Genomic DNA, 21,475 nt, shown 5'->3' with positions numbered 1-21,475 from the left:
GGCCTTGGTCAAGACATCTTGCCTGGCAGCCTTGGCGAGCCGATAGCCGTGTACGGCGGCAGGGATTGATAATGTAGGTCATCCTCCTTGACGTCGCGGCGGCCGCTACGTTGCCGCCAGTGCCATCGGCGGACCCAAGGTCATATGGACCTGCGCACGCTCTACCTGGAGAACCTGTCACTGTTCGGCTCGGAGGTCTATCTATGCGACACCTTCCGCGCCGTACCCATCCGGTGAAGACCGCCTTGCTGAGGTAGGCTGAAGGGCTGCAAGTCCTAGTGCAAGCACTAGGAGTAGCCCTATGACGAAGCATCAGGTTGAAGTGATCACCTCGGTCGAGCGGCGTCGGCGCTGGTCCCGGCAGGAGAAGGAGCGGTTGGTCGGGGCGACAATTGAGCCGGGCGCCAGTGTTTCGGAGCTTGCGCGATCGGCCGGCATTCATGTGAGCCAGCTTTTCCGGTGGCGCAAGGAGCTTTGCCAGATCTCCGCGCCGCCCGTGCCGCAACTCGTTCCCGTGCAAGTCGTCGAGGCGCTGCCAGCGCCGCAACCACCTGCGCAGCCACCGCCGATCGCCCGAGCGCGCAAGAAGAGCAGCATGGTAACGATCGAGCTTGGCGGCGCCTGCCGCCTGCGGGTCGAGAGTGATATCGACAGTGAGGCGCTCGGCCGGATCCTGGATGTGCTGGAGCGGCGATGATCCCGGTCCCGCGCGATGTGAAGGTGTGGCTGGCCACTGGTTATACGGACATGCGCAAGGGCTTCCCCGGCCTTGCATTGATGGTGCAGGAGATCTTGAAGCGGGATCCGCACTTATGCATCGGGTGAGATTTTGTGGCGGAGGATTCCAGATTTGGCAGACCCCGGCTGGCGCCAGGACGGCTCCGCCACAAAATCTCACCCGATGCATAAGTGCGGTTAGGTGGCGCGCCACCTAACCGTTCAGCGGCTACTTGTTCTGTTTCCGCGGGCGGCAGGGTGGCCCGATCAAGGTGATCTGGCATGACGGCCAGGGTGCTTGCCTGTTCACCAAGAAGCTTGAGCGCGGCCGCTTCATCTGGCCCTCGGCGGCCAACGGCACTGTGGTGATCACGCCTGCACAGCTCGGCTATTTGCTCGAAGGCATCGACTGGCGAATGCCGCAAAACACCTGGCGTCCAAGCTCGGCTGGATGAGCAAAACCGCTGGCATGGCGAGGGCGAATATGATTCCCTCACGCCATGACCGATGCGGCCGATCAGCTTCCCGGTGACCTTGCTAGTGCGCACGCGATGATCCTCGCCGAGCGCGCGCGGCCCGCCGTGAGGCGCAAGCGCTCGCCGCCCGCGCGCAGGCCGTGAACTCGCACTCGGATGCGCTGATTGCGCGGCTCAGGCTGGAGATCGAGAAGCTGAAGCGCGAGATCTATGGCAGCCGCTCGGAGCGGAAAGCCCGGCTTCTCGAACAGATGGAGCTGCAGCTCGAGGAGCTGGAGGCTGATGCCGGCGAAGACGAACTGGCAGCGGATCTGGCTGCGCGGTCATCGACGGTCCGGGCCTTTGAACGCAAGCGCCCGTCAAGGAAGCCGTTTCCCGAGCACCTGCCGCGCGAGCGCGTCGTCATCGCCGCACCGTCAAACTGCCCGTGCTGCGGTTCGGGGAAGCTGGCCAAGCTTGGCGAGGATATCACCGAGACGCTGGAGGTGATTCCGCGCCAGTGGAAGGTGATCCAGACCGTGCGCGAGAAGTTCTCTTGCCGCGAATGCGAGAAGATCGCGCAACCGCCAGCACCCTTCCACGTGATGCCGCGCGGGTTTGCCGGTCCGAAACTGCTGGCGATGATCCTGTTCGAGAAGTTCGCCCAGCACCAGCCGCTGAACCGGCGAAGCGAGCGCTACACCCGTGAAGGCATCGATCTGAGTGTGTCGACGCTCGCCGACCAGGTTGGCGCGTGTGCCGCAGCTCAGATAACCCCGCTCACCCTATCGATGATGTGAGGGTTTTGTCGCCGCAACGCACTCGTCGTGTGCCAGCGACGGCCGCTGGCTAAATGGCAGGTCAGACTCGGGCGCGCGTCGCCTCCTACGAGTTCGGCGCGTCAAGGTCCCGCTGGCTACGACGCTGCAGCGCTCAAAAGGCGGCAAGTTCGCCCTGCATGCAAAAGCGCTGCCCTGCAATCCCTATGACGGCCACACCCTCGCAGGCGTCATCCCCGACATGGAGAAGACCACCGGCAAAGAGATCGGCCGCATCCTCACCGATGCAGGCTATCGTGGCCACAATGCACCCGACAGGATCTCTGCCGGCCAGAAGCGCCTCGCCACACCGGCCATCCAGCGCCAGATGCGCCGCCGCTCGGCGATCGAGCCCGTCATCGGCCACATCAAGGCCGAGCACCGAATGGGACGCAACTACCTCGCTGGCGAGCAGGGTGACCCGTCAACGCCATCCTAGCCGCCGGCTGCAACTTCTCGCTGCTGCTTTCAGGCAGCTTTTGTGGCTTCTCATCGCGGCGCTCAATTGCCTGACAAAATCTATCGCAGCCTGATCCGGCTTCATTGTTCACGAACGACTAGCCAGCCGAATGCAGAAACTTCTTCAAAGCTGAAGGAGTCCAATTAATCGCGAGACGCTTAGTTGACGCGAGACGCGTTTACAGACGTGCGCGCGCGCGCATCCATTCCGGCCTCAGTAGCGACAGCACCAGCTCGTCGCGGTGCTCGCCACGGAAGAAAGCGCTGCTGCGCGCCACGCCTTCGGCAAGAAAGCCGATTGCTTCGTAGCTGCGCCGCGCCCTGAGATTGTCGGGGAAGCAGCAAATCCAGAGTCTGTGGACGTCGGTCTCAGCGAACGCCGCATCTACTACTGCGCGCATCATTAACGTGCCGAGCCCCCGGCCCGGCTTGGCGACAGCAACGCGCTCTACAAGCGTTGCGTGTTCGGGCGAATCCCAATCGCGCAGTATGGCGAAGCCGAGCGGCGTTCCGTATGCCTCGGACACAAAGTAGGCATAACGCGAATCCGCAAGAGCTTCGATATGTTTAGTTTCCTCCCAGCGACCTACCAGCGCTTCGTATCCTTCCAGCCGCTCCGTGCGCATGATGAATGGGATGTCGGCGGCGGCGGCCCGCCTCAAATTCACATCGATCGATGCCCCGCAACCATCGCTCGCGAAATGGGTAGAGAGCTCGGGCCAGGGTCTTCTCATCGCATTGATCCCCCTTATTGTCTCTGGATGGTCGCACATTGGGTCCAATCGCTCAGTGCTCGCTTAGTATGAACCGCCTGGCGGCGTTCAAGTTCCGGCGGCTTGGAGGTTCTCGGCGTCACGCTGCGGCGCAGCAGCAGGTTACGAAGGATGTGACGCCTGCCAGGCGGAAGACAGCGGCCCGCCGCGGGCCCAATGCTAAGTCCACCAGAGAACGAGATCCGGCCGCGCAAACCCGAAAAAGCTGTTCAGCACCAGACGACGCTTTCCATTACCTGATTGACCGGTGACCCCGTGAACGAAACCGCCGTCGATTAATGCGATATCCCCGGCCTTGAGCTGGAACTCGCGAGACGGAACGGCCTCTAGATAGGCTGCCGAGTAGGGATAGCCCGTGGTCTCAACACTCTGCGACTTTCGGTCGGCGACCGTCGGCTTATGGCTCCAGAGCCGCAGATTGCCACCTTCCTCAGGCACGCTAGGATAAAAGTTGAGTGCTGCGACGGTGTTGTGCGCCACCGCAGAAAGCTCGTAGTCGTTGCCAGCACACAGGACTTGAGCGACATCGTCGTGGGGGTCCAAGGAAAACGTGCCGCTGCCAGACCAACTGAGAGCGCGACAAACATTGGCCTCGCCCTGCTCCGAACGGGCCAGCCGCAATTCAACACCCTGGTTGTGCAGCTCGCGCTTCAATGCGTCGAATATTGCTCGGACCGGATCTGCCAAATTCTCAAAAAGGGCGTCGACGAACGGTTTCGCATTTTTTGACTCCGCGAAATAGGTGGCTGCATCCTTCCTGTAGTGCGATGCGCCGACATATTGTCCAGGCACCCCGTCTTTACGCTCCTTGAGAGCGGGACTGCCGACAAAGTTCGTGGTGATCTCCTCGGCTACTTCGGTGCTGAAAGCTTGGCTGATGTGCAGAGCCGTGATCTCACCTTTCAGTACTGAGATGATCTCGGCAGTGCTGATCGAGCCGGCTCGTTCTTTGATCGTAAGAGGCGAGATGGCCGGCGTTTGAGGTACTTGGTTAGTTGCCATTGGTTTTCTCCTGTAGTGCCTGATCGAGGATGGCAATGCCGTGATCGAGTTCATCATCTGAGATGGTTATCGGCGGGAGGACTTTGATGACATCGCGATTTGGCCCAGAGGATTCGATCAGGAGCCCGTTTTCGAACGCGACATCGTGCACACGGCCAACAATGGCCTGTGAACGGCACTTGAGGCCGGCCATCAGACCACGGCCGCGCTTTTGTTCGATGCACTTGGGGAATTTCGCAAAGAGGCGATCAAGGTGTTCTTGCAGTCTGACGGCCGTTCGCTCGACGGCTGTAGTAAACTGCCTATCGGACCACATTGTGCACATCGCCGCGGAAGTCACGAAAGCGAGATTATTGCCCCTGAAGGTCCCGCTATGTTCTCCTGGATTCCATATGTCCATGTCGGGGCGAATCAGAACTATGGACAACGGATTACCTGAACCGCTTAGCGATTTCGAAAGGCACACGATGTCGGGCTTGATTTTTGCGAACTCGAATGAGAAGAAATCGCCCGTTCGTCCCGAACCTGCCTGAATGTCATCGACGATGAAGACGACGTCGTGCTTGCGGCAAATGCGCTGAATTTCTGCAAGCCATGGTGCGGATGCTGTGTTCATGCCGCCTTCTGCCTGGATGGGCTCCAGGATGATTGCGGCCGGCTTTTCTATCCCGCTGCCTGGGTCGCCCAACACGTGATCGATGTAACTCGCGGAATCGAAAGTTTGGTTCGGATAGTTCTCGTAAGGGACACGGATCACATCGTGGCGAGCAACGCCGCCAAGCTGACTGGTTGACGCTGAACCCGACACCGCCAAGGAGCCGAGCGACATGCCATGGTACGAGTTTGTGAAGGCCATGACACTCGAGCGGCCGGTATATTTTCGCGCCAGCGCCAACGCCGCTTCGTTAGCGTTCGTCCCGGTCGGCCCAGGAAACTGTATCTTGTAAGAAAGGCCCCGAGGCTTCAGAATCGACTCGACAAATACTTCGATGAAATCACGCTTTGCAGCTGTATACATGTCAAGCGACAAAACAATATTTTTGTCGGCGAGATATTGAATTGCGGGCGCCATAATATCTGGATTGTTATGACCGTAGTTTAGCGCGCCGGACCCGACAAGGAAATCGATATATGGCTTGCCGGACTCGTCCCATATTGTCGCCCCAAGTGACTTTTTAAAGACTGTTGGAAACGATCGCCCGTAGCGACGAACGTTAGACTCGTAAGCTTCGAAAATGTCGATATCCATTAATGGGCCTCTCTGTATGCGGCTCGCGATCAACGCTGCAGGTCCTATGTTCACGCATTCCAAACCATTGGGTTAGACGTTTAGCTACGGCCAATCTCGGACTTATGTATCATCGTCAGCGACTTGCATTCGCAAAGAGTCTGTAAACTTGTTTGACGAATCTGTTGCATCGCTTTGGATAGCGATAGCGTGACAGTCAGTACCCGCCTTTGCGGCAACGCAATCGGCGGCGTTGTTGGCGGGGGCAACTGACACAACCGCACCGGTTTTTCCAACATGACTGCAACCACGGCTTTGGTATTTCTCGACATCGGCCGTGACGGGACCCTTGCCGACGAGTAGCTGTGGCAGATAGCGATTTCTCTCTTCGATGTGACGGCGAGACCGGTGCCCGCTCGAGTTTCGTTTTGGAACGCGGACGAGCCAGACCGCGATTCGCGACAGAACTGGAACTGACCGCGGCCTCTAATCGTGGCCGTGGCCGCAGTGGCGGTGATTGCGCTTTTCCCTGGGCGGCGCGTTGGCCCACCCCTGGCTTCGCGGCATTTGCAATGCCTCAGTCGGCCCTCGCGAGGTGACGGCCGCACTGCAGGCCCCGAGCCGAGCGCGCGAGTGGTGTTCGGCACACACGAGCTGACGCAGACGGCGCCTGCTTCGAGAAGGCGCGATCGATGCGGTCGTCGACCGCCCGGTGTTCGCCACCTCACTGTGTGGTGACGATGGCGCGGTCTTTGGAGCGCAGCACGACTTACGAATTCCCACCCTTACACCGGTCCACATTCATATGATCGAAAACGCTGGCTCAGCCGACGACTCTGGCGATGTGTGCGATGCCGCTTTTTCGACGCAGGGTTTCAGTCTGTCCGACATCCGACAATTGTTGGATGTGAGACAGGGCGCCAAATCCGCTAACCAGCTGTGTGATCGAATTTCCTCTCTGGCACGTTCTTTGCAGCGTGGCTTGCAAACGCATCAGCGAGAAAATAGTCCCATGATCACACTCACTGAAAACGCCGTCGCCGCCGTCAAGGCCGCGCTTTCCCGCGCCGACGAACCGGCGGAAGGGTTTCGCATCATGGTCGAGGCGGGCGGCTGCGCCGGCCTCAAATACCTGATGGGTCTGGAAAGCGTCTCGCGCGAGGGCGATGCCGTCATGGAGACGGACGGGATCAAGGTGTTCGTCGACGCAAGCTCCCAGCCCCATCTCGCCGGCATGACCGTTGACTTTGTCACGGACCTGGAGTCCTCGGGCTTTGTCTTCGACAATCCCAATGCGCGGGACAAATGCGCCTGCGGCAAGTCCTTCGGCTAGCCGCCATAACGACAAGGATCGGAGCCATGCGGGGTGACACCGACAACGTCCACCTCATCAGCGACAAGGTGTATTTCATCAACCCGAACAATGTCGGCGCTTTGGACATCCCCAAAGCGGCCGGCAAGGTCGGCGCCGTCGCCTACGGCGATGGGCTTAAATTGACGATGGCTTTCGACCGTAAGACGCAGACGATCTCCGCCGCAACGTTCCAGACCTTCGGCCGCGGCTCGGACATAACCGCTTCCTCGCCGGTTACCGAATTCATCGTCGGCAAGACCATCGATGAAGCCCTTCAGATCACCGATCAGGACATGGCGGATTTTCTCGGTGCCCTGCCGCCGCACACGACATACTCATCGCTCGACCGCCTCATCCTTGAACGCGGCTTGCGGCTGATGAGCGAGTTCTTCCGTGCTGTGAGGCAGGCTTTCGAGGAGACGCCTGGATTCTCACGTCTCGTCCTCGTCAAGGCATCATCGGCATGAGCGATGTGATCGAGGCATTTCTCGAGGTGACAGGCTTCGAGGAGCGAGAGGCCCTTCCCCGCAGCCTTCCCCAGCTGAGACCTAATTCTGCATGGAGTTCGGGCGAGTGGCTTTTCGGTAACGACCCTCGAAGGTGGAACGACCTGCAAAACGTGCAGTGGGAGATTTCCCCCCTATTGCCGTGTCTCGTAAGCCAGCAGAGATGCTCCCTTGCTCGCTCGAAGGCCGCTTAAGCAATGTCATATGCCGTCAAGGAAATTTTCTACACCCTTCAAGGTGAAGGACGAAACGCCGGGCGGGCTGCCATTTTTTGTCGTTTCGCCGGCTGTAATCTTTGGTCGGGACGTGAAGGCGACCGGGAAAGCGCATTCTGCGGATTCTGCGATACCGATTTCGTTGGGGTAAATGGCCCCGGTGGCGGACATTTTGCCACCGCACTGGAGCTTGCGTTGGCGGTCGAGCAAGCCTGGCGCGGGTCAGGAACTGGGCAGCGTCTTGTCGTGCTCACTGGAGGGGAACCCCTTCTCCAGATCGATGAAGAACTCCTGGAAGCGCTGCATTCCTTGGCCTTTGAAATTGCCGTGGAGACCAACGGTACCATCTCCCCACCCGACGGCATCGACTGGCTGTGCGTTAGTCCGAAATTCAATGCACGCCTCGTGGCTATGGCAGGGGACGAGCTAAAGCTCGTATACCCTCAGATTGGCGCGGAGCCCGAACATTTCGAAGTTCTCGCGTTTGAGCACCTTTTGCTTCAGCCAATGGATGGGCCCGAGCGCGATGCGAATACAGCCGCCGCAGTGGCCTATTGTCTTGCCAACCCACGTTGGCGCTTGAGCCTGCAAACGCATAAGCTTCTCGGGATCCCATGAAAATTACGCAAGCTTTCACCTTCGAGGCAGCGCACCGTCTTCCGCGCGTTCCAGACACCCACCGCTGTCACCGCATGCATGGCCACTCATACCGTGTGGAACTGCGTCTGGAAGGGCCCGTCGACCCAAACACGGGCTTTGTCATCGATTTCTTCGATGTCGAGGCTGTGTTCGGACCGCTTCTGCAACGTCTCGACCATCAGTATCTGAATGAGATTGAGGGTCTCGAAAATCCGACCGCGGAAAACATTGCGGTCTGGATCTGGAACCAAACCAAGCCGCTTCTTGGCCAAATGTGCTCGGTGACAGTCTATGAGACACCGCTGTGTTGGGCTGAATACGATGGTTGACCCGATGCAACGGGATCCGGGAACCGCACTCGTCCTTTTCTCCGGCGGCCAGGATTCGACAACCTGCCTGGCTTGGGCGCTGGCGAACTTCGAGCACGTCGAGACAATCGGCTTCGACTATGGGCAGCGGCATCGGATCGAGCTCGATGTGCGGCCTTACTTGATCGAGCGCATTCGAACAGACTTTCCGGCCTGGCGTGGTCGACTAGGCGAGGACCACATGATTGACATGGCCGTGCTCGGCCAAATCAGTGATACCGCGCTCACGCGCGACGTCGAGATCGCACTGAACGCGAACGGTCTAACAAATACCTTCGTGCCCGGCCGCAACCTTCTGTTCCTCGGATTTGCGGCCGCGATAGCTTATAGGGTGGGCGCGAAACACCTCGTGATCGGCGTGTCCGAGACGGATCGTTTCAGCTACCCGGATTGTCGAGATGACGCAATTAAAGCGACGCAACTTGCCCTGAACCTTGGAATGGAGACGCGCTTCATCATTCACACACCCCTGATGCGGCTCGACAAGGCGCAGACCTGGGCGCTGGCGGATTGGCTGGGCGGCGAGGCGCTAGTGGAGCTCATCCGCGAAGGAAGCCACACCTGCTATAGCGGAAACCGCGAGCATAGACATAGCTGGGGTTTCGGTTGCGGGACCTGCGTCGAGTGTAATCTTCGCGCAGCGGGATGGGAGCAATTCCGATCCTCCGAAGAGGCACCCGTGGCGCCGCCCACGAAATAACGTGAGCGCCCGGATCCAGGCCGACGGTGGCAATCTGTTCCATAGAGCGTTTCCTTCTCTTTGTGGTGTTCAGCACGACCAGGTACGCGCCTTCGATGCCGTTTCGAAGGGCTGTTCCATGCCATCGACCTTGATGATCTTCGGCGTTCGAGTGGTGCTGTTTTGGCAGCACCATGGCGAGCAGGCTGCGGTTGTTATCCTTGATCCCGGTCGGATTGAGCGTGGAGCGTACTGCCGAGAAAAAGGAGAGGTTGTGGTTTCCACGGCGGCGATTGATGGCCGAGCCTGCCCTTATGTGGAGGATCGTCCATGCACGTCCATAACCAGCATCGGCGTCATTGAAGCCACGAATGACGACGTCATCGGCAATCGGTGGTCGGCGCCTGCGTAAGCCGGCGCGGGCGCAGGCGCCTGCGGCGAAGCGATGTTGCGGATATTTTCCCCTGGCCCCGCCTCGGCCCAATCAAAGGATACTGATAGGCGCCCTTCGATCTGGCAATGCTCGTGCGCTTAGTGAATGCGCGTGCAGCTTGATGGCGATCGTCACAGCCTCAGTATCGACGCTTGACGAAATGGATCTGCTCGACCGCCGGAAAACAATCGAGCAGGTAGTTCAGCAAGGTCGATCTCATGTGCCGTCGAATTCAAAAGGCGGCTGCCGTCACGAAGGATGCGCGCAACCGCATCAAAGCGCCGGGGCAAAGCCATCCCTATGCATCAGGATGGCGAAAGTGTTGTTGAGGTCCCGAAAGCGCTGTCCGTTGAGGTCAGCCAGATTTGGCGCCTTCGCGTCGCAGCACGTCGCGCGGCTTCGGATCGCACAGCCGCAGGGCGTGGTGACATCGGGAAAAACGGCCGCGGCCGAACAAACTTGCCGATAGGGCGTCAGGCGGCGTGGAGATTTCTTGCAACATATCAGGCTTCTCCTCGAAGGATCCGGAAACGTGCGCCTCGTTTGCGCTGACATGCATTTGCGCTTGGAAGACGTCATTCACGAATTGCATATGGGAGGCGGCTGGTGAACAGGCCAACGATCGCCGATCTGGCGAAATCCGCGGGCGTAAGTGTTTCCACGGTCAATAGGCTCTTGCCGGAACTGGCACACTGCGACCGCAGACGGCCGACCTCATCTTGAGCGCAGCGCAGCAGATCGGCTTCCGCAGTTCGGGGCCGCTGCACGAACGCAGGCGGGACAATCTCCCGCATCGGCACTTGAGCTTTCTCATGTAGCAATCGCACCGGCCCGCTCTGTCAGATCTGGGCCGAGGCACTTCTCGGTGCCTCCGCGCGACGCACAGATGCGGTTATTGAGCCAGACGTGCTCTTCGAGGAGGACCCTTCCCCCGAAGCGATCGCTGCCAATCTGCTCAAGATAGCGAGAGCGCCGATGCAATCGCGGTGATCTCGGCCGATCACCCGCTCGTCGGCCAGGTGATTGAGTTGCGCGTCAAGGGCGTTCCGGTGATCGCCTACGTCAGCGAGGTATCCGCCGCCAGCCGGACCGGCTTTGTGGGAACCGACGACTGGAAGGTCGGCCGCACCGCCGCATGGTTTATCAGCCAGACGTCCGGTCGGCCCGGCAAGGTCTTTGCTCTCATCGGCAGCAACCGCTATCAGTTCCAAGACATCTTGGATGCGAGCTTTCGCTCCTATCCCGGTAAAAATTGGCTGCAGCGCATCGCGCTTAGCGCTCGCAGGGCGGAGCTGGTCCGGGTTGCGAAGCCCGGCGAGCGCGGATCGTCTTGGGCGATGTGGTGATCAGGCGCGGTCCTTGAAGCGCCAGGATTCATGTCCGAATTCGATGATCTCGCAATAATGGGTTAGATAATCGAGCAGTGCGGTCGTTGTCGCGTTGAAGAAGCGGCCGCGCCCGCCGTCACGGATGAGCGCACGGGCGATGGCAATGGCCAGATGCGACTTCCCGTTCCGGGCCACCAAATCAGGACGCCATTGAACAAACGCTATCAGGGGAGATCTCACTTGCCCGGCGGCGGCGAAGAAGAGAAGAAATGGAACGCAAGCTTGATGACGTGGATCGCAGCCTCCCTGAGCAACGTCGGGAGCGTGTCGACGCACGTTTCGAAGAGTCAAATGACGGATGCCGAGAGCCTCGGCGAGCTGCGGCCGGCCCAGGCAGAGATTGCCTCGACCCTTAAGATCAAGCGAGCCCCTGTTTCGAAGATCGAGAACCAGGCCGATATGTATCCATCGACACTTACAGCTACGCAGAGGCGATCGGGGGACAACTCGACCTCATCGTCGCCTCGCGCGCACCCCTCCTTATACAGCAGCTCAGCTACGTCGTAGCCCTCACGCACGAAGAGCGCCAGGTGGACGAACTCGCCCGAAGGCAACGCGCCGGCTGAACGCGCCGTTTCGGTCAAAATTGCTGAAGGGACGACAGTCTCGTCGACGCTCGATACAGGAAGGCCTCGTTAAGCCGGATACCGATCTGCCCACTGTCACGGCCTCTTCCCTCGCCCACGCTTGGCCCAGCTCACACTGCGCTGGGGGGCCGCTATGTGCTCGCCGACTACGACCAGATCGAGCACGCTTGGATCCACAGCTCCACGCCTGATCAAGAACATACCTCCGCAACCGCGCGACAGCTTCGATGGCTTACAATTTGTCAGATTTACGGCGGTTATCGCCGCACCGCAAAATGACCAAGAGTCAAACGGCCATGTCTTCCCTTCGTAGGCGGCTCCAGGACACATTGAGCACAGGCAAATGCTGCCAAGCATGCCAGGACCATGACCCCACCTCGTGGCGGCCGTTGACAGCTGCCCGCTGAGGTTTCCAAACGGGCCTCCGGTCAAACTTGGCGCGGCGCTGTTACGGCAGGCACAGCACGGGGAGATCTGTCGAGCATCAGCCGTCGCGAAAAGTGTAGCCGTAACCGTTGATCGCCGGCGCGCCGCCGAGATGGGCATAGAGGATGCGCGATCCCTCTGGAAAGAAACCTCTCTGGACAAGGTCGATCATTCCTTGCATCGATTTGCCCTCATAGACGGGGTCCGTAATCATGCCCTCGAGCCGAGCGCACAGGCGGATCGCCTCATTGGTTTCCTGGGATGGGATGCCATAACGCGGATACGCATAGTCTTCGAGCAACACCACGTCGTCCTCGACGAGGTCGGTTCCGAGCTCAACGAGGGTCGCTGTACGCTGGGCAATGCTAAGCACCTGCGCCTTGGTCTTGGCCGGGGTAGCAGAGGCATCGATACCGATTACGTTGCGCTGCCGACCGTCCTTGGCGAATCCGACGAGCATGCCGGCATGCGTTGAACCGGTGACCGTGCAAACGACGATGTAGTCGAAGGCAAACCCAAGCTGTTTCTCCTGGGTGCGCACCTCCTCGGCGAACCCAACATAGCCGAGGCCGCCATTCGGATGAACAGATGCGCCGGCCGGTATCGCATAGGGCCTGCCGCCCCTTGCCTTGACCTCATAGAGCGCTTTTTCCCAACTGTGCCGGATGCCGATGTCAAAGCCCTCGTCGACCAGGCGCACCTCTGCGCCTAAGATGCGGCTCAAGAGAATGTTGCCGACCCGGTCGTAGACGACATCGTCATGTGGAACCCAGCTCTCCTGAACCAGAAGACATTTCATGCCGATCTTGGCGGCAACGGCGGCGACCATGCGCGTGTGGTTGGACTGCACGCCGCCGATAGTTACCAGGGTATCGGCATCAGACGCGATCGCGTCGGGGATGATGTATTCGAGCTTGCGCAGCTTATTTCCGCCGAATGCGAGACCGGAGTTGCAGTCCTCGCGTTTAGCGTAGATCTCCACCTTGCCGCCCAGATGCTTGCCGAGGCGATCGAGCTTCTCGATAGGCGTGGGTCCAAAGGTGAGCGGGTAACGCTCGAATTTTTCCAGCATATTCTCTCCGGCGATGATCATTCAGCTGAAATAGCGACGCAAACTCATTCTATAAGCGCCGGTTGAATTGGTCGGCCGCGCTCTCCGACCACCCATCAGAGCCTTGGCGGTTTCCAGCGCTTTCCTTGCGACCGAGACGAAGCGATCCGAATGTCGGCATGCTGCGATGAAGCGACCATCGCCTCGGAAACGTACGAAACACCCGATCGACATCTGTGTTTTTGCCAGCTCTGCGAGCGCAGCCAGACCGCCCCACCAACAGACTTCGGTAAAGGCAATGGCTCTTGTTTGCGATTGGATCGGCACGAACCGCGCGGTTTCAGCGCGAATTCTGTGAGGCGATTTTGTGGCTCTGGCGCCTCACAGAAAGTTTAGCTGCTCAATCGGATGCACGTCTACCTGATCGAAACGGGTGCCAGTGCCCTCGAAAGACTGGCCTCCCCGTGACCATAAGTTGCCGCATCGTAATTGATGAGCGTGTCGGTCCTGGCTGTATCCAGCAGCTGATTGGTAATCTGTGTCGGAGTTGCCGACGTGAACTTGCTGCCAAGGATAGCGGCATAGCCTGCAACCACAGATGCCGCGACAGACGTTCCGGGTAGGCCAGTCTTGTCGCTCTCGACTCCCACTGTCAGGAAGTGGTTCTGCACCTCCGAATCTGAACCGGCGTAATTCGAATAGGAGGCGAGCTTTGCCTTGTTTTCGGGAGTGCCATTGCGCTCTAGCGCACCCACAAAGATTGCCGATTGCTTCCCAATCAGGTCGAGAGCAAGGAAATCAATATCCCCATCGGCAAGAGTGTCTACCGCTACGGACCCGTTGCCGGCTGCCTTTGTGAAGACCGCAGCACCCGCCCGAGCCGCATCGACAATCGACTGCTCAAGCCGGTACTCGCTCACTGGTTCGTCAAGGCCATAGCTCAGATTAATGACATTGAGGCCCTGCTTCAGCGTGAGCGGAACTTGTTCCGAATAGTCAAGCTCGGTTATGTTTGCGCCAGGCGCGACCATGCCGGCTGCTTGAGCGACCCACTGCCCATGTCGCCGCCATTGGGAGCCATGGCCGAGATCCCCCACCTGTCCCATGTTACCTGTGAAGTTATCTATGATAGTTACCGACACGCCAGACCCATTATAGCCCGAGGCCCATGCTGCGCCGACGTCCGGGCTCATCCAGCAAAATGTGCCATCGGCATTTTGTGGGCAACGCGAGCTGCTGCCCTCCATGGCTGGCCTTGCAGGCCCTCCATCGCCGGCGAGCCTGGATTGGAGGTCACCGGCGAAACCGGGTGGTGCCGACGTCCATAGGATAAGGCTGGCAAGGTACGCCACCGGCAACAATCGCTTTATCTGCATTCAACTCTCCTGTTTGAACTGTTCTTCATCAACAAGACGAAGCATTTCACCATGGCTGGAACGACCTCTGAACCAGAGACCGATGTTCAGCGGATTCAGATGAGCGTTCGCCGGGTATTTCAACGTGTCCGCCAGCCGGAGCAGCGCCAAGACGGCAATTCACAGCCTGGGCGCCGCGATCCACCCACGTTTGGAACGCATGAGGGTAGGGTGGCAGTCTAGTGAATCGAAACGGGTGCCAGCGCCCTCGAAAGGCTGGCTTCGCCGCGGCCGTAAGTCGCCGGATTGTAGTTGACGAGCGTATCGGTCCTGGCTGTATCCAGCAGCTGATTAGTAATCTGTGTCGGAGTTGCGGACGTGAACTTGCTGCCAAGGATGGCGGCATAGCCTGCGACCACAGGCGCCGCATAAGACGTGCCGTATAGGTCAGTCTTGTCACCTTCGACACCCACGCTCAGGAACTTGTTCCGCACCTCGGGGTTCGAGCCGGGATAATTCGAGTATCGGGCCAGCCGCGTCTTGTTCCCGGGAGTGCCATTATGGTCGAGCGCGCCCACGAAGATTGCCGATGGCGCCCCGATCAGCCCGAGGGTTAGCTCATCGAAATCCCCTGCGTGCGGCCTACCTACCTCGCTGCTAAGGTTGTCGGCACTCTTGGTGACGATGGCAGTGCCGGCCCAGGCGGCACCGACGATCGCCTGCTCGCGCGGGTGCTGGCTCAGTGGCCCTATAGTGCGGTAGCTCGCATTGATGATATTGAGGCCGTCCTGCAGACCGATCGAAGACCCCTCGAGATAGCCATACTTGAATATGTTTGCGCCAGGGGCGACCATGCCGGCAATTTCAGCGACCCAATCTCCATGTCGCTGCGTCTGCGTACCGCGACCGAGGTCTGCATCAAATGGCTGTTCCTTGAAATCATCTATGACATTTATCGATACGCCGGAACCGATAAAGCCTGATGTCCATGCTTCACCAATATCCGGGCTCATCCAGCAGAATGTGCCGTCGGCATTTTGTGGACAGCCCGAGCTACTGCTTTCCGCGGCTGGAGTACCGGTCGTTCCTTTGCCGCTGACACCGGCATCGAGATCACCTGCGAAACCGGGTGCAGCCAACAGGCACGCTATAAGACCGACAAGGAAACCTGCCGGGAACAATTGTGTTTTGTGCATAATCAACTTCCTGTCTGATTGTTCTTCATCAATGAAATTTACGGCCTTGCCTTTCACCATCGCTAAAATTCACCCCTGAACCGAATGTCGAGTTTCAATCGGCTTGGATTAATCTTTGCCATGTGTTTCAACGTGTCCGCAGGCCGCAGTTGCGAGGCCGCCAGACGGCAATTCACTGCATGGAAGCCGCCGAAGGCGCCATAGTCCGCCGTGCAAGGTCGTTCCGTCAGGTTCCCGCCCAAAATCGAACTGACGGTGAGAGAAAGCGTCGTGGACGGCGTCGGTCGCTTTTGCAGAATAAAGCCGAGTTTCACACTTGGGTCGATTCGGACCTTTTCGGCGCGTTGGCCGGTGCTCGCGCCCCACAGGAGACCGAAATCATCCGACAGCTGCGTCAACATTTCAAATCGCATGTCGATCCATTTGGTGTGGTACCACTTATCGAAAGACACTTTGGTACCACCCGACAGCTCGTATCCGCCTTGTCCCAGATGGTTGGCGGCCGCGGTTAGCTCCGAACCCTGGTAAATGCCGACAAGGCTGGTCTCCTGTCCGTTCGCTGTCATAGCGCTGACGAAGAATGCCATCACGAAGACGACGTAGCTCGCCAACCGTGTGCACATCTGCAGCGCCCATTGTTGGACCCGCCAGCAAATCATGCAATCGACACGCGCACTGCAGCCCCTCGCCGCATCTTCAAACCGCACGGAGGCTCTAGCCGCAGAAGCAGGGCCGCCAGCGGGCAACGCATTCATTCGCAACAAACCTGTGATCCCCCGTCCTTCAACTTTGTCGAGCCATCTCTTCGCTCTTCCCTGGCAAGCTGCTCCCGCCCCTTCAGCGAAATCACAGCAAAATTCATGCCAATCTATATGACAGCGTAAAGGAAAGGAATTATGTAACTGTTTCAGAGACTTAGACCAAAACGTCCAAGATGCCGGCCAAACAAGGCTGTGTCGTCAAACCGACAAAGCCGACACGATTGTCGGATGTGGACGAACACGGTGCGCGTGAACCCACCCTCATGGCCCACAATCCCTTCGCGCTCCGCCGTGCATCGGAGAGCCCTCGAAACGGCCTCCATATTCCAATTCGACGCGATCCTCTTCAGCCGGACATTGCGCCGCCCAATTTGAAGTTCTGAACGCGATTACGTCTGAAAAGGCATGCCCGGCAGAGACGGAGCTCCCTGCCGGGCCGGGTTCGCCTTGGGAGGAGGCGTAAGCTAGCGACTTTGGTGGCGGTGAGACCACTCAATCCGTGCGTTTCGCGCAATAGCGAGCATGTACCGTGCCAAGCCAAAAAGCCTTGAAAAACACCAGAGAGTCGGCTTCCTCTACGTTGCGTACCCGACATTGTCGGCTATCGGACAATGCCGAACGTGCCCCTCGGCATCGACCTACGCCTGAACCAGAGCGCATCCGCAAGGCCGTTTCGCTGCCATTTCGACCTGGCGAACCGCGGTGACCGGGTTTTAGCCCCGAACTGCTCGCCGGCTGACGGACAGGGCGGAGGTCGCTTTTTAAAGAGGAATTGTCTGTACCTTCAATTCAAGAAGGAGGGCGCGGCCACGAGAGACGGCGCGGCGAATGCGATCGGGCAGGTGATCGCGAGGATCGCCACAATCGGCATGGACGCGCCGTAGGCAAATCAGCCCTTCGGCGACTTCGCGATGTGACGCCCAAGCAAGTGAGCCGTCGAGCGCACGAAGAACCAAGGTTAGACGCGTCTTTCCGGTTGGCCCAGACTTGGAGCATTGAGGCACTCGAGCGCACCTCAGGCGGTGCTTCGAAAACATCGCGGGCCAGGTCGCCTCGGCGCGGAGGTAAATAGGGTGCAAGATATCCGCGCCTGAGACGGCGAGCGGACGAAAGCAGGACCGTCGCAGGAGAGTTGGAACGGCGATACGGCGAGCGCCGAGGATGCGGACAGCTGTTCTGGGACGCACCATAGCGGAGACCTGCCAATCGGCGCGAACTTTACCCCTGGTTCGAGTGCGTACACTTATTGCCCCCGCTTGCATAAGCGCGACGAGGAGCGCTCGCCGGGCGGAGCTGGTCGGGGTTGCGCAGCCCGGCGAGTGCGGATTGTTTTGGTCGATGGTCCGCAGAGGTCCGCTAGGCGCGGTTCTTGAAGCGACGCCAGGACTCGTTTCTGGTCCCGATGATCTCGCCCTGATGGGTGAGCCGGTCGAGCAGCACCGTCGTCATCTTTGCGTCGCTGACAAAGGCACTCGGCCATTCGCCGAATGCCAGGTTGTGGTGACGATGATGGAGGTGCGTTCGTACAGCCGACTGATCAGATGCAAGAGAAGCTGCCCGCCGGCATGGGCGAAGGAAAGATAGCCGAGTTCGTCAAGGACGACGAAGTCGAGTCGAGTGAGGGAGTCAGCGATGTGTCCCTGCTTGCTGTTTGGTGCTCCGCCTCGAGCCGGACGAGATCGACGACGTTGAAGCGGGTCGCGTGAACCGTTGCGGATCAGGGCGCGCGCGATGCCGATCGCCAGATCTTCCGGTACCGCCGATGAGCACGGCATTGCGCTGGTCGGCAACGAAGGTGCCGTTGGCGAGCTCGCGAACGAGGGCCTCGTTTGACCGGCGTGTCGATGAAGTCGACGTCCTCGATCTCCTAGGCGAGCGGCACCTTGGCGACGGTCAGCTCGTGTTTGATGGAGCGCGCCGGCCGCGTTCCTCCTCGAGCACCTCTCAGATCGTGCGGTCCGGCTGATCGACGTGGCGGTGGGCCTTAGCCCAGGCGACGCACTTGTCGAGCAGCAAGTCGTTCAGCTCCTCCTAGCTCCTGAAGCGCAGCCGTGGTGGGAAGAAGCGCTCGCGCACCAGCCCGACGTGGTTCTCGACCTGCCCCTTCTCCCAACCGGAGGCCGGGGTGCGGCGACCGGCTGCACCAGGTAATGGCTGCACATCTGCAGGAAGCGGCGATTGTATTGCCGGTCCTTGCCCAAAAGACCGTCTGCCACCGCCATCTTCATGTTGTCGTAGAGGCCGCACGCGCAGGCCCCGCCCCCGGTCGTGGGCATCGAATACCATCTCCTGCGTCTCACGTGGACAGGTCCGCTCGAACGTCATGCGGCTGTTGCAGAGCCAGACATGGGCCACCGTCACACGTGTTATATTTTCCAGCGCTTCGTTAGCCTTCGAGAGGGAGCAACCCGCGTGCCGTGCGCTGTGATCGACTACCATTGTCCGGAGAACCGAAACTGCATTCCCCTGGCGTTAGAACGATGAGAATGCCATCGCCTTCGACCGTCCAGGGAACCATGACCTCAATAATCAAACTTGAACAAAATGATGAATATGGGTTCTGATCTTGTTACGGCGCCTCAAGGGAGGAGCAGCGATATGCCGAGCGTTTGATTGCGCTGTGGCACATCTTGAGTTTCATTCCTATGCTCATCGTCGCGCGACTGGTACCGAACTTCCTGGGACCTATCGAAAAGCTCAGCCCCTTGCCCGGCTTTGCCAGCGCAGCTGGATCGCCAAATCAGAAGAAGGACACTTGCGAAATAGCCCAGCTGAAGAAGTAGCGAACAGCCCAGCGTCGTGAAGACTGCTAGACGGAACGAATGCGAGGCGAAGTAAACCGTCACAGCGTTGCCGCACAGGACCAGCCCGAGGAGCCGACAAAAGGTGATGAAGCGCAATGCCGTTCTCCTGATTTTGTCTCGTCAAATCATGCAGCTCATGCTGCGATCTGGTCGGCCGCGACAAGGGTCTGGCAGTTCTTTGGGCAGACGCGGCCGCAGGCTCCGCAGCCAATGCAGCGGCCGGCATGGTCGACAACCATGACCATGCGATTGAGCTCACCATCGAAATCGTCGTCGCTGCCGTCGCAGGCGCCGAGGATTTCACCCGCGTCATCGACGCCCTAAAGATGCATGACCTCGCGCGAGCAGACTTTGAAACAGCGGCCGCAGCCGATACAGATCTTGCAAATCTATGGCGCTCAGGTATTCCGGCATCCATACAGAGCCGTCGCGGCTGATGAATGTGCTCTTCATACTAAAGTCTTCATTTCGGCGAGCTCTCTCCTGGCGCCATCCAACTCGGCATAAACAGCGTGCGTTTTCTCGGCGACTTCCGCTATCTCGGTCCATTTGACCGGGAGACCCTCGGCAAGGTCAATTGCGGCGCGCAGTTGAAGCTTTCGGACTTTTCTTCACCATCTCATCCAGCTTTGACATCATCCTTCCTCGAAAATCAGATTCCTCACGCCCGCCCCACGTCGGGATAGGCAATCGCTGCAGCAAACGATGGACCCTGTGTTCCATGGAAATAGTTACTGCGGGTGCGTCGCAGAAAACGGGCGAATTGACCATGGCTCCATTCCACTTGTCATCCCTACCCCTTGCCGGGCTGAATGTTCGTGAGGGGTTCGCCACGCAGCCAGTCGTCCACTTGATCGGAGGAGCCGGGGACTCACTCGCAACATGTTGTTCTCCATTCCCACATCTTTCCTGATGTTTATGCGCGAGCTGGTTCTTCTCTCAGAAACGGAACACACCGGTTAGGAGACCATCAATGTCTTGCGTGTTCTTATGCGATCCGTGCTCACTCAGTATTGCCGATCTCAACCAGCAAACGTCGTGCCAGCGCTTTGCCCGTAGTAAATGCATGTTCTGCCTCGAAAACCTCACAAGCCCAAGACGGCCGGTTGTTTTGAACCCGACGTGTTATTCTGTCGCTGTCAGCTCTTGGACACGCATCATGCGTCAGACGCTTAAGGCGAGAACCGTTTGGCTGTCTGCCCTGCGTAATGTTGGCGTCGGCTCATCAGCGCCGGCGATGCGCGGGCGATCTCCACAACTGGCTTCCTTATGCAGCGCCTGGCTGCTGGATCATGCCTGATGTTTTCTCGGGCCGACGAGGCGCAGCGCGTCGAGTGCTTCCACCAGATCCTGCGTATGCTGTTTCGCTAGACGCCGGATGCAGCTTGCCGCATGCATCTCCCATACCCCGCTTCCCTCCCGCTTCCGGGAAAGCCGCGAGTCGGCGAGCGGAGACAAAACGAAGCATGCAACACAGAAGCGTAAGGGGATCAGACCCGAAGCGTTCGACGTCCTCGGGCGAAAGCGGCGGATTGTTCGTGCCCATTGTGATCTGCCCCCTTCACCGCCAGGTGGCCAGATAGCCGCCGGCTTGCGTGATTACGCGTTGAACCAACGTGAAAACGGCGCAGGGTTCGCGGCGTGCATCCGCGCGCACCGGCAATGTCGTTCCAACCCGGCGGCAATTCGACGCCGGGAACCCCGGTCATCGGATAGGCATAGACGACGAGGCTACCCGGCAAGGCGGACAAGTCGAGCAGTTCGCTGAAGGTCGTGCGGAGCGTCACGCTTGGCATTTGCATGCCGGCCAGACGATCGCCTCGCCATCCTCCACCGCGGGTGGCAGGTTGTCGGGAAGGGAAAACGGATTGGCGGGGTGCTCGGGATTGGTCATGGGGTTGGGTTTCCATAGATACCAGTGTAGATCGCCCGCCCGAGGTGCTCCAGAAACGCACCACAGACGCGGTCGTCGATCCGGCCGATGCGAAAGTCCTTATGGACGACAGCCTTCGCCTTCATGCTCGAACAGCCGAATCTCGGGTCATGGCCACCTCCTATTTTGGCCTCTTTCACAATTACGCCCGTTGTCGGTACCTTACAGGCGATAGCAGCAAATCTCATGCCACTCGGCGTTGGTGCATGGGTCCGGACTTGAGCGGATGTCGATCTTTGAAGCGGCAGACTCGTGGCCGCCTTGCGGCGGGCGGATTTCGGGCGTGCGCAGGCAAGCATGCGGTTGAGGACGGCGCAGCCGATGGCGA

General features: G+C 59.2%; 22 protein-coding genes and 6 pseudogenes. 12 read left to right on the top strand and 16 right to left on the bottom strand.

Translation table 11 applies throughout. The features are described from left to right. Positions 1-301 precede the first annotated feature (301 nt). The 5 genes and pseudogenes from tnpA to AC0L2L_RS32900 form a co-directional block, all read left to right on the top strand. Positions 302-697: an IS66-like element accessory protein TnpA gene (tnpA, locus tag AC0L2L_RS32920; protein WP_473583958.1), complete on the top strand. Its 396-nt coding sequence runs from the start codon at positions 302-304 to the stop codon at positions 695-697. Beyond that, on the top strand, positions 694-825 hold the full coding sequence (gene tnpB / locus AC0L2L_RS32915) for an IS66 family insertion sequence element accessory protein TnpB (protein ID WP_473583957.1): 132 nt from the start codon (positions 694-696) through the stop codon (positions 823-825). The genes tnpA and tnpB (AC0L2L_RS32915) overlap by 4 nt, the downstream gene beginning before the upstream one ends. 122 nt (positions 826-947) lie before the next feature. Then, positions 948-1,172 (top strand): annotated as a pseudogene (gene tnpB / locus AC0L2L_RS32910) (IS66 family insertion sequence element accessory protein TnpB); the annotation flags it as partial. A gap of 96 nt (positions 1,173-1,268) precedes the next feature. Beyond that, positions 1,269-1,939, top strand: a pseudogene (locus AC0L2L_RS32905) (transposase domain-containing protein); the annotation flags it as partial. A gap of 119 nt (positions 1,940-2,058) precedes the next feature. Next, a pseudogene (locus tag AC0L2L_RS32900) lies at positions 2,059-2,523 on the top strand (IS5/IS1182 family transposase); the annotation flags it as partial. A 105-nt stretch (positions 2,524-2,628) separates the two neighbouring features. Here AC0L2L_RS32900 and AC0L2L_RS32895 read toward each other — a convergent pair. From AC0L2L_RS32895 to ectB, 3 genes are all read right to left on the bottom strand, one after another. Continuing rightward, positions 2,629-3,183 (bottom strand): GNAT family N-acetyltransferase, encoded by a 555-nt coding sequence (locus tag AC0L2L_RS32895; RefSeq protein ID WP_473583956.1) that lies wholly within the window; start codon positions 3,181-3,183, stop codon positions 2,629-2,631. A gap of 198 nt (positions 3,184-3,381) precedes the next feature. Next, positions 3,382-4,224 (bottom strand): 2OG-Fe(II)-dependent halogenase WelO5 family protein, encoded by an 843-nt coding sequence (locus tag AC0L2L_RS32890; RefSeq protein WP_473583955.1) that lies wholly within the window; start codon positions 4,222-4,224, stop codon positions 3,382-3,384. Next, positions 4,214-5,473 (bottom strand): diaminobutyrate--2-oxoglutarate transaminase, encoded by a 1,260-nt coding sequence (ectB, locus tag AC0L2L_RS32885; RefSeq protein WP_473583954.1) that lies wholly within the window; start codon positions 5,471-5,473, stop codon positions 4,214-4,216. The genes AC0L2L_RS32890 and ectB overlap by 11 nt, the downstream gene beginning before the upstream one ends. 991 nt (positions 5,474-6,464) lie before the next feature. Between ectB and AC0L2L_RS32880 the strand changes: the two genes are divergently transcribed. The 6 genes from AC0L2L_RS32880 (at position 6,465) to AC0L2L_RS32855 (ending at position 9,625) form a co-directional block, all read left to right on the top strand. Next, positions 6,465-6,785, top strand: coding sequence for a HesB/IscA family protein (locus tag AC0L2L_RS32880; protein WP_473583962.1), 321 nt, complete (start codon positions 6,465-6,467; stop codon positions 6,783-6,785). A gap of 26 nt (positions 6,786-6,811) precedes the next feature. Continuing rightward, positions 6,812-7,273 (top strand): iron-sulfur cluster assembly scaffold protein, encoded by a 462-nt coding sequence (locus AC0L2L_RS32875; RefSeq protein WP_473583953.1) that lies wholly within the window; start codon positions 6,812-6,814, stop codon positions 7,271-7,273. 236 nt (positions 7,274-7,509) lie between these two features. Further along, the gene (gene queE / locus AC0L2L_RS32870; protein ID WP_473583952.1) at positions 7,510-8,145 is read left to right on the top strand and encodes a 7-carboxy-7-deazaguanine synthase; all 636 of its coding nucleotides are present in this window, start codon (positions 7,510-7,512) and stop codon (positions 8,143-8,145) included. Beyond that, positions 8,142-8,495, top strand: a complete 354-nt coding sequence (gene queD, locus AC0L2L_RS32865) for a 6-carboxytetrahydropterin synthase QueD (RefSeq protein ID WP_473583951.1) — start codon at positions 8,142-8,144, stop codon at positions 8,493-8,495. The genes queE and queD overlap by 4 nt, the downstream gene beginning before the upstream one ends. Continuing rightward, the gene (queC, locus tag AC0L2L_RS32860; RefSeq protein WP_473583950.1) at positions 8,488-9,234 is read left to right on the top strand and encodes a 7-cyano-7-deazaguanine synthase QueC; all 747 of its coding nucleotides are present in this window, start codon (positions 8,488-8,490) and stop codon (positions 9,232-9,234) included. The genes queD and queC overlap by 8 nt, the downstream gene beginning before the upstream one ends. 1 nt (position 9,235) lies before the next feature. Further along, entirely contained in the window at positions 9,236-9,625 is a 390-nt protein-coding gene (locus AC0L2L_RS32855; protein WP_473583949.1) for a hypothetical protein, read from the top strand. 376 nt (positions 9,626-10,001) lie between these two features. Here the strand turns inward: AC0L2L_RS32855 and AC0L2L_RS32850 are convergent, their stop codons facing one another. After that, positions 10,002-10,238, bottom strand: coding sequence for a hypothetical protein (locus AC0L2L_RS32850; protein ID WP_473583948.1), 237 nt, complete (start codon positions 10,236-10,238; stop codon positions 10,002-10,004). A 394-nt stretch (positions 10,239-10,632) separates the two neighbouring features. Here AC0L2L_RS32850 and AC0L2L_RS32845 point away from each other — a divergent pair, with 394 nt between their 5' ends. Then, positions 10,633-10,992: a hypothetical protein gene (locus AC0L2L_RS32845; RefSeq protein WP_473583947.1), complete on the top strand. Its 360-nt coding sequence runs from the start codon at positions 10,633-10,635 to the stop codon at positions 10,990-10,992. Here the strand turns inward: AC0L2L_RS32845 and AC0L2L_RS32840 are convergent, their stop codons facing one another. The 12 genes and pseudogenes from AC0L2L_RS32840 to AC0L2L_RS32785 all read right to left on the bottom strand — a co-directional run. After that, positions 10,993-11,169, bottom strand: coding sequence for a hypothetical protein (locus AC0L2L_RS32840; RefSeq protein ID WP_473583964.1), 177 nt, complete (start codon positions 11,167-11,169; stop codon positions 10,993-10,995). A 936-nt stretch (positions 11,170-12,105) separates the two neighbouring features. Continuing rightward, positions 12,106-13,119: a 1-aminocyclopropane-1-carboxylate deaminase gene (locus AC0L2L_RS32835; RefSeq protein WP_473583946.1), complete on the bottom strand. Its 1,014-nt coding sequence runs from the start codon at positions 13,117-13,119 to the stop codon at positions 12,106-12,108. Between the two features lie 395 nt (positions 13,120-13,514). Continuing rightward, positions 13,515-14,474 carry a S8/S53 family peptidase gene (locus tag AC0L2L_RS32830; protein ID WP_473583945.1) on the bottom strand — a complete coding sequence of 320 codons (960 nt, stop codon included), beginning with the start codon at positions 14,472-14,474 and terminating at the stop codon, positions 13,515-13,517. 218 nt (positions 14,475-14,692) lie between these two features. Next, complete coding sequence (locus AC0L2L_RS32825) at positions 14,693-15,709, bottom strand: S8/S53 family peptidase (protein WP_473583944.1); 1,017 nt, start codon at positions 15,707-15,709, stop codon at positions 14,693-14,695. Between the two features lie 2 nt (positions 15,710-15,711). Next, positions 15,712-16,308, bottom strand: a complete 597-nt coding sequence (locus AC0L2L_RS32820) for a hypothetical protein (protein WP_473583961.1) — start codon at positions 16,306-16,308, stop codon at positions 15,712-15,714. Between the two features lie 863 nt (positions 16,309-17,171). Next, a complete protein-coding gene (locus tag AC0L2L_RS32815) occupies positions 17,172-17,447 on the bottom strand; it encodes a DNA -binding domain-containing protein (RefSeq protein ID WP_473583943.1) in 276 nt (91 codons plus the stop codon). A 319-nt stretch (positions 17,448-17,766) separates the two neighbouring features. Further along, positions 17,767-18,361: pseudogene (locus AC0L2L_RS32810) on the bottom strand (ATP-binding protein); the annotation flags it as partial. Then, positions 18,358-18,777: pseudogene (locus tag AC0L2L_RS32805) on the bottom strand (IS21 family transposase); the annotation flags it as partial. The pseudogenes AC0L2L_RS32805 and AC0L2L_RS32810, both read right to left, overlap by 4 nt. Before the next feature lie 212 nt (positions 18,778-18,989). Further along, positions 18,990-19,256, bottom strand: a complete 267-nt coding sequence (locus tag AC0L2L_RS32800) for an exopolysaccharide production repressor protein (protein ID WP_473583960.1) — start codon at positions 19,254-19,256, stop codon at positions 18,990-18,992. 92 nt (positions 19,257-19,348) lie between these two features. Next, a pseudogene (fdxB, locus tag AC0L2L_RS32795) lies at positions 19,349-19,667 on the bottom strand (ferredoxin III, nif-specific). After that, a complete protein-coding gene (locus AC0L2L_RS32790) occupies positions 19,664-19,753 on the bottom strand; it encodes a hypothetical protein (RefSeq protein ID WP_473583959.1) in 90 nt (29 codons plus the stop codon). The pseudogene fdxB and the gene AC0L2L_RS32790 overlap by 4 nt, the downstream one beginning before the upstream one ends. A 1,351-nt stretch (positions 19,754-21,104) precedes the next feature. Continuing rightward, on the bottom strand, positions 21,105-21,475 hold a 371-nt coding region (locus AC0L2L_RS32785), incomplete at its 5' end, for a hypothetical protein (protein WP_473583963.1).

This window comes from Mesorhizobium sp. WSM4832 (genome assembly GCF_055811115.1).
The sequence above is the reverse complement of the archived record's forward strand: the minus strand, read 5'-3'. Positions and strand labels throughout refer to the sequence as shown.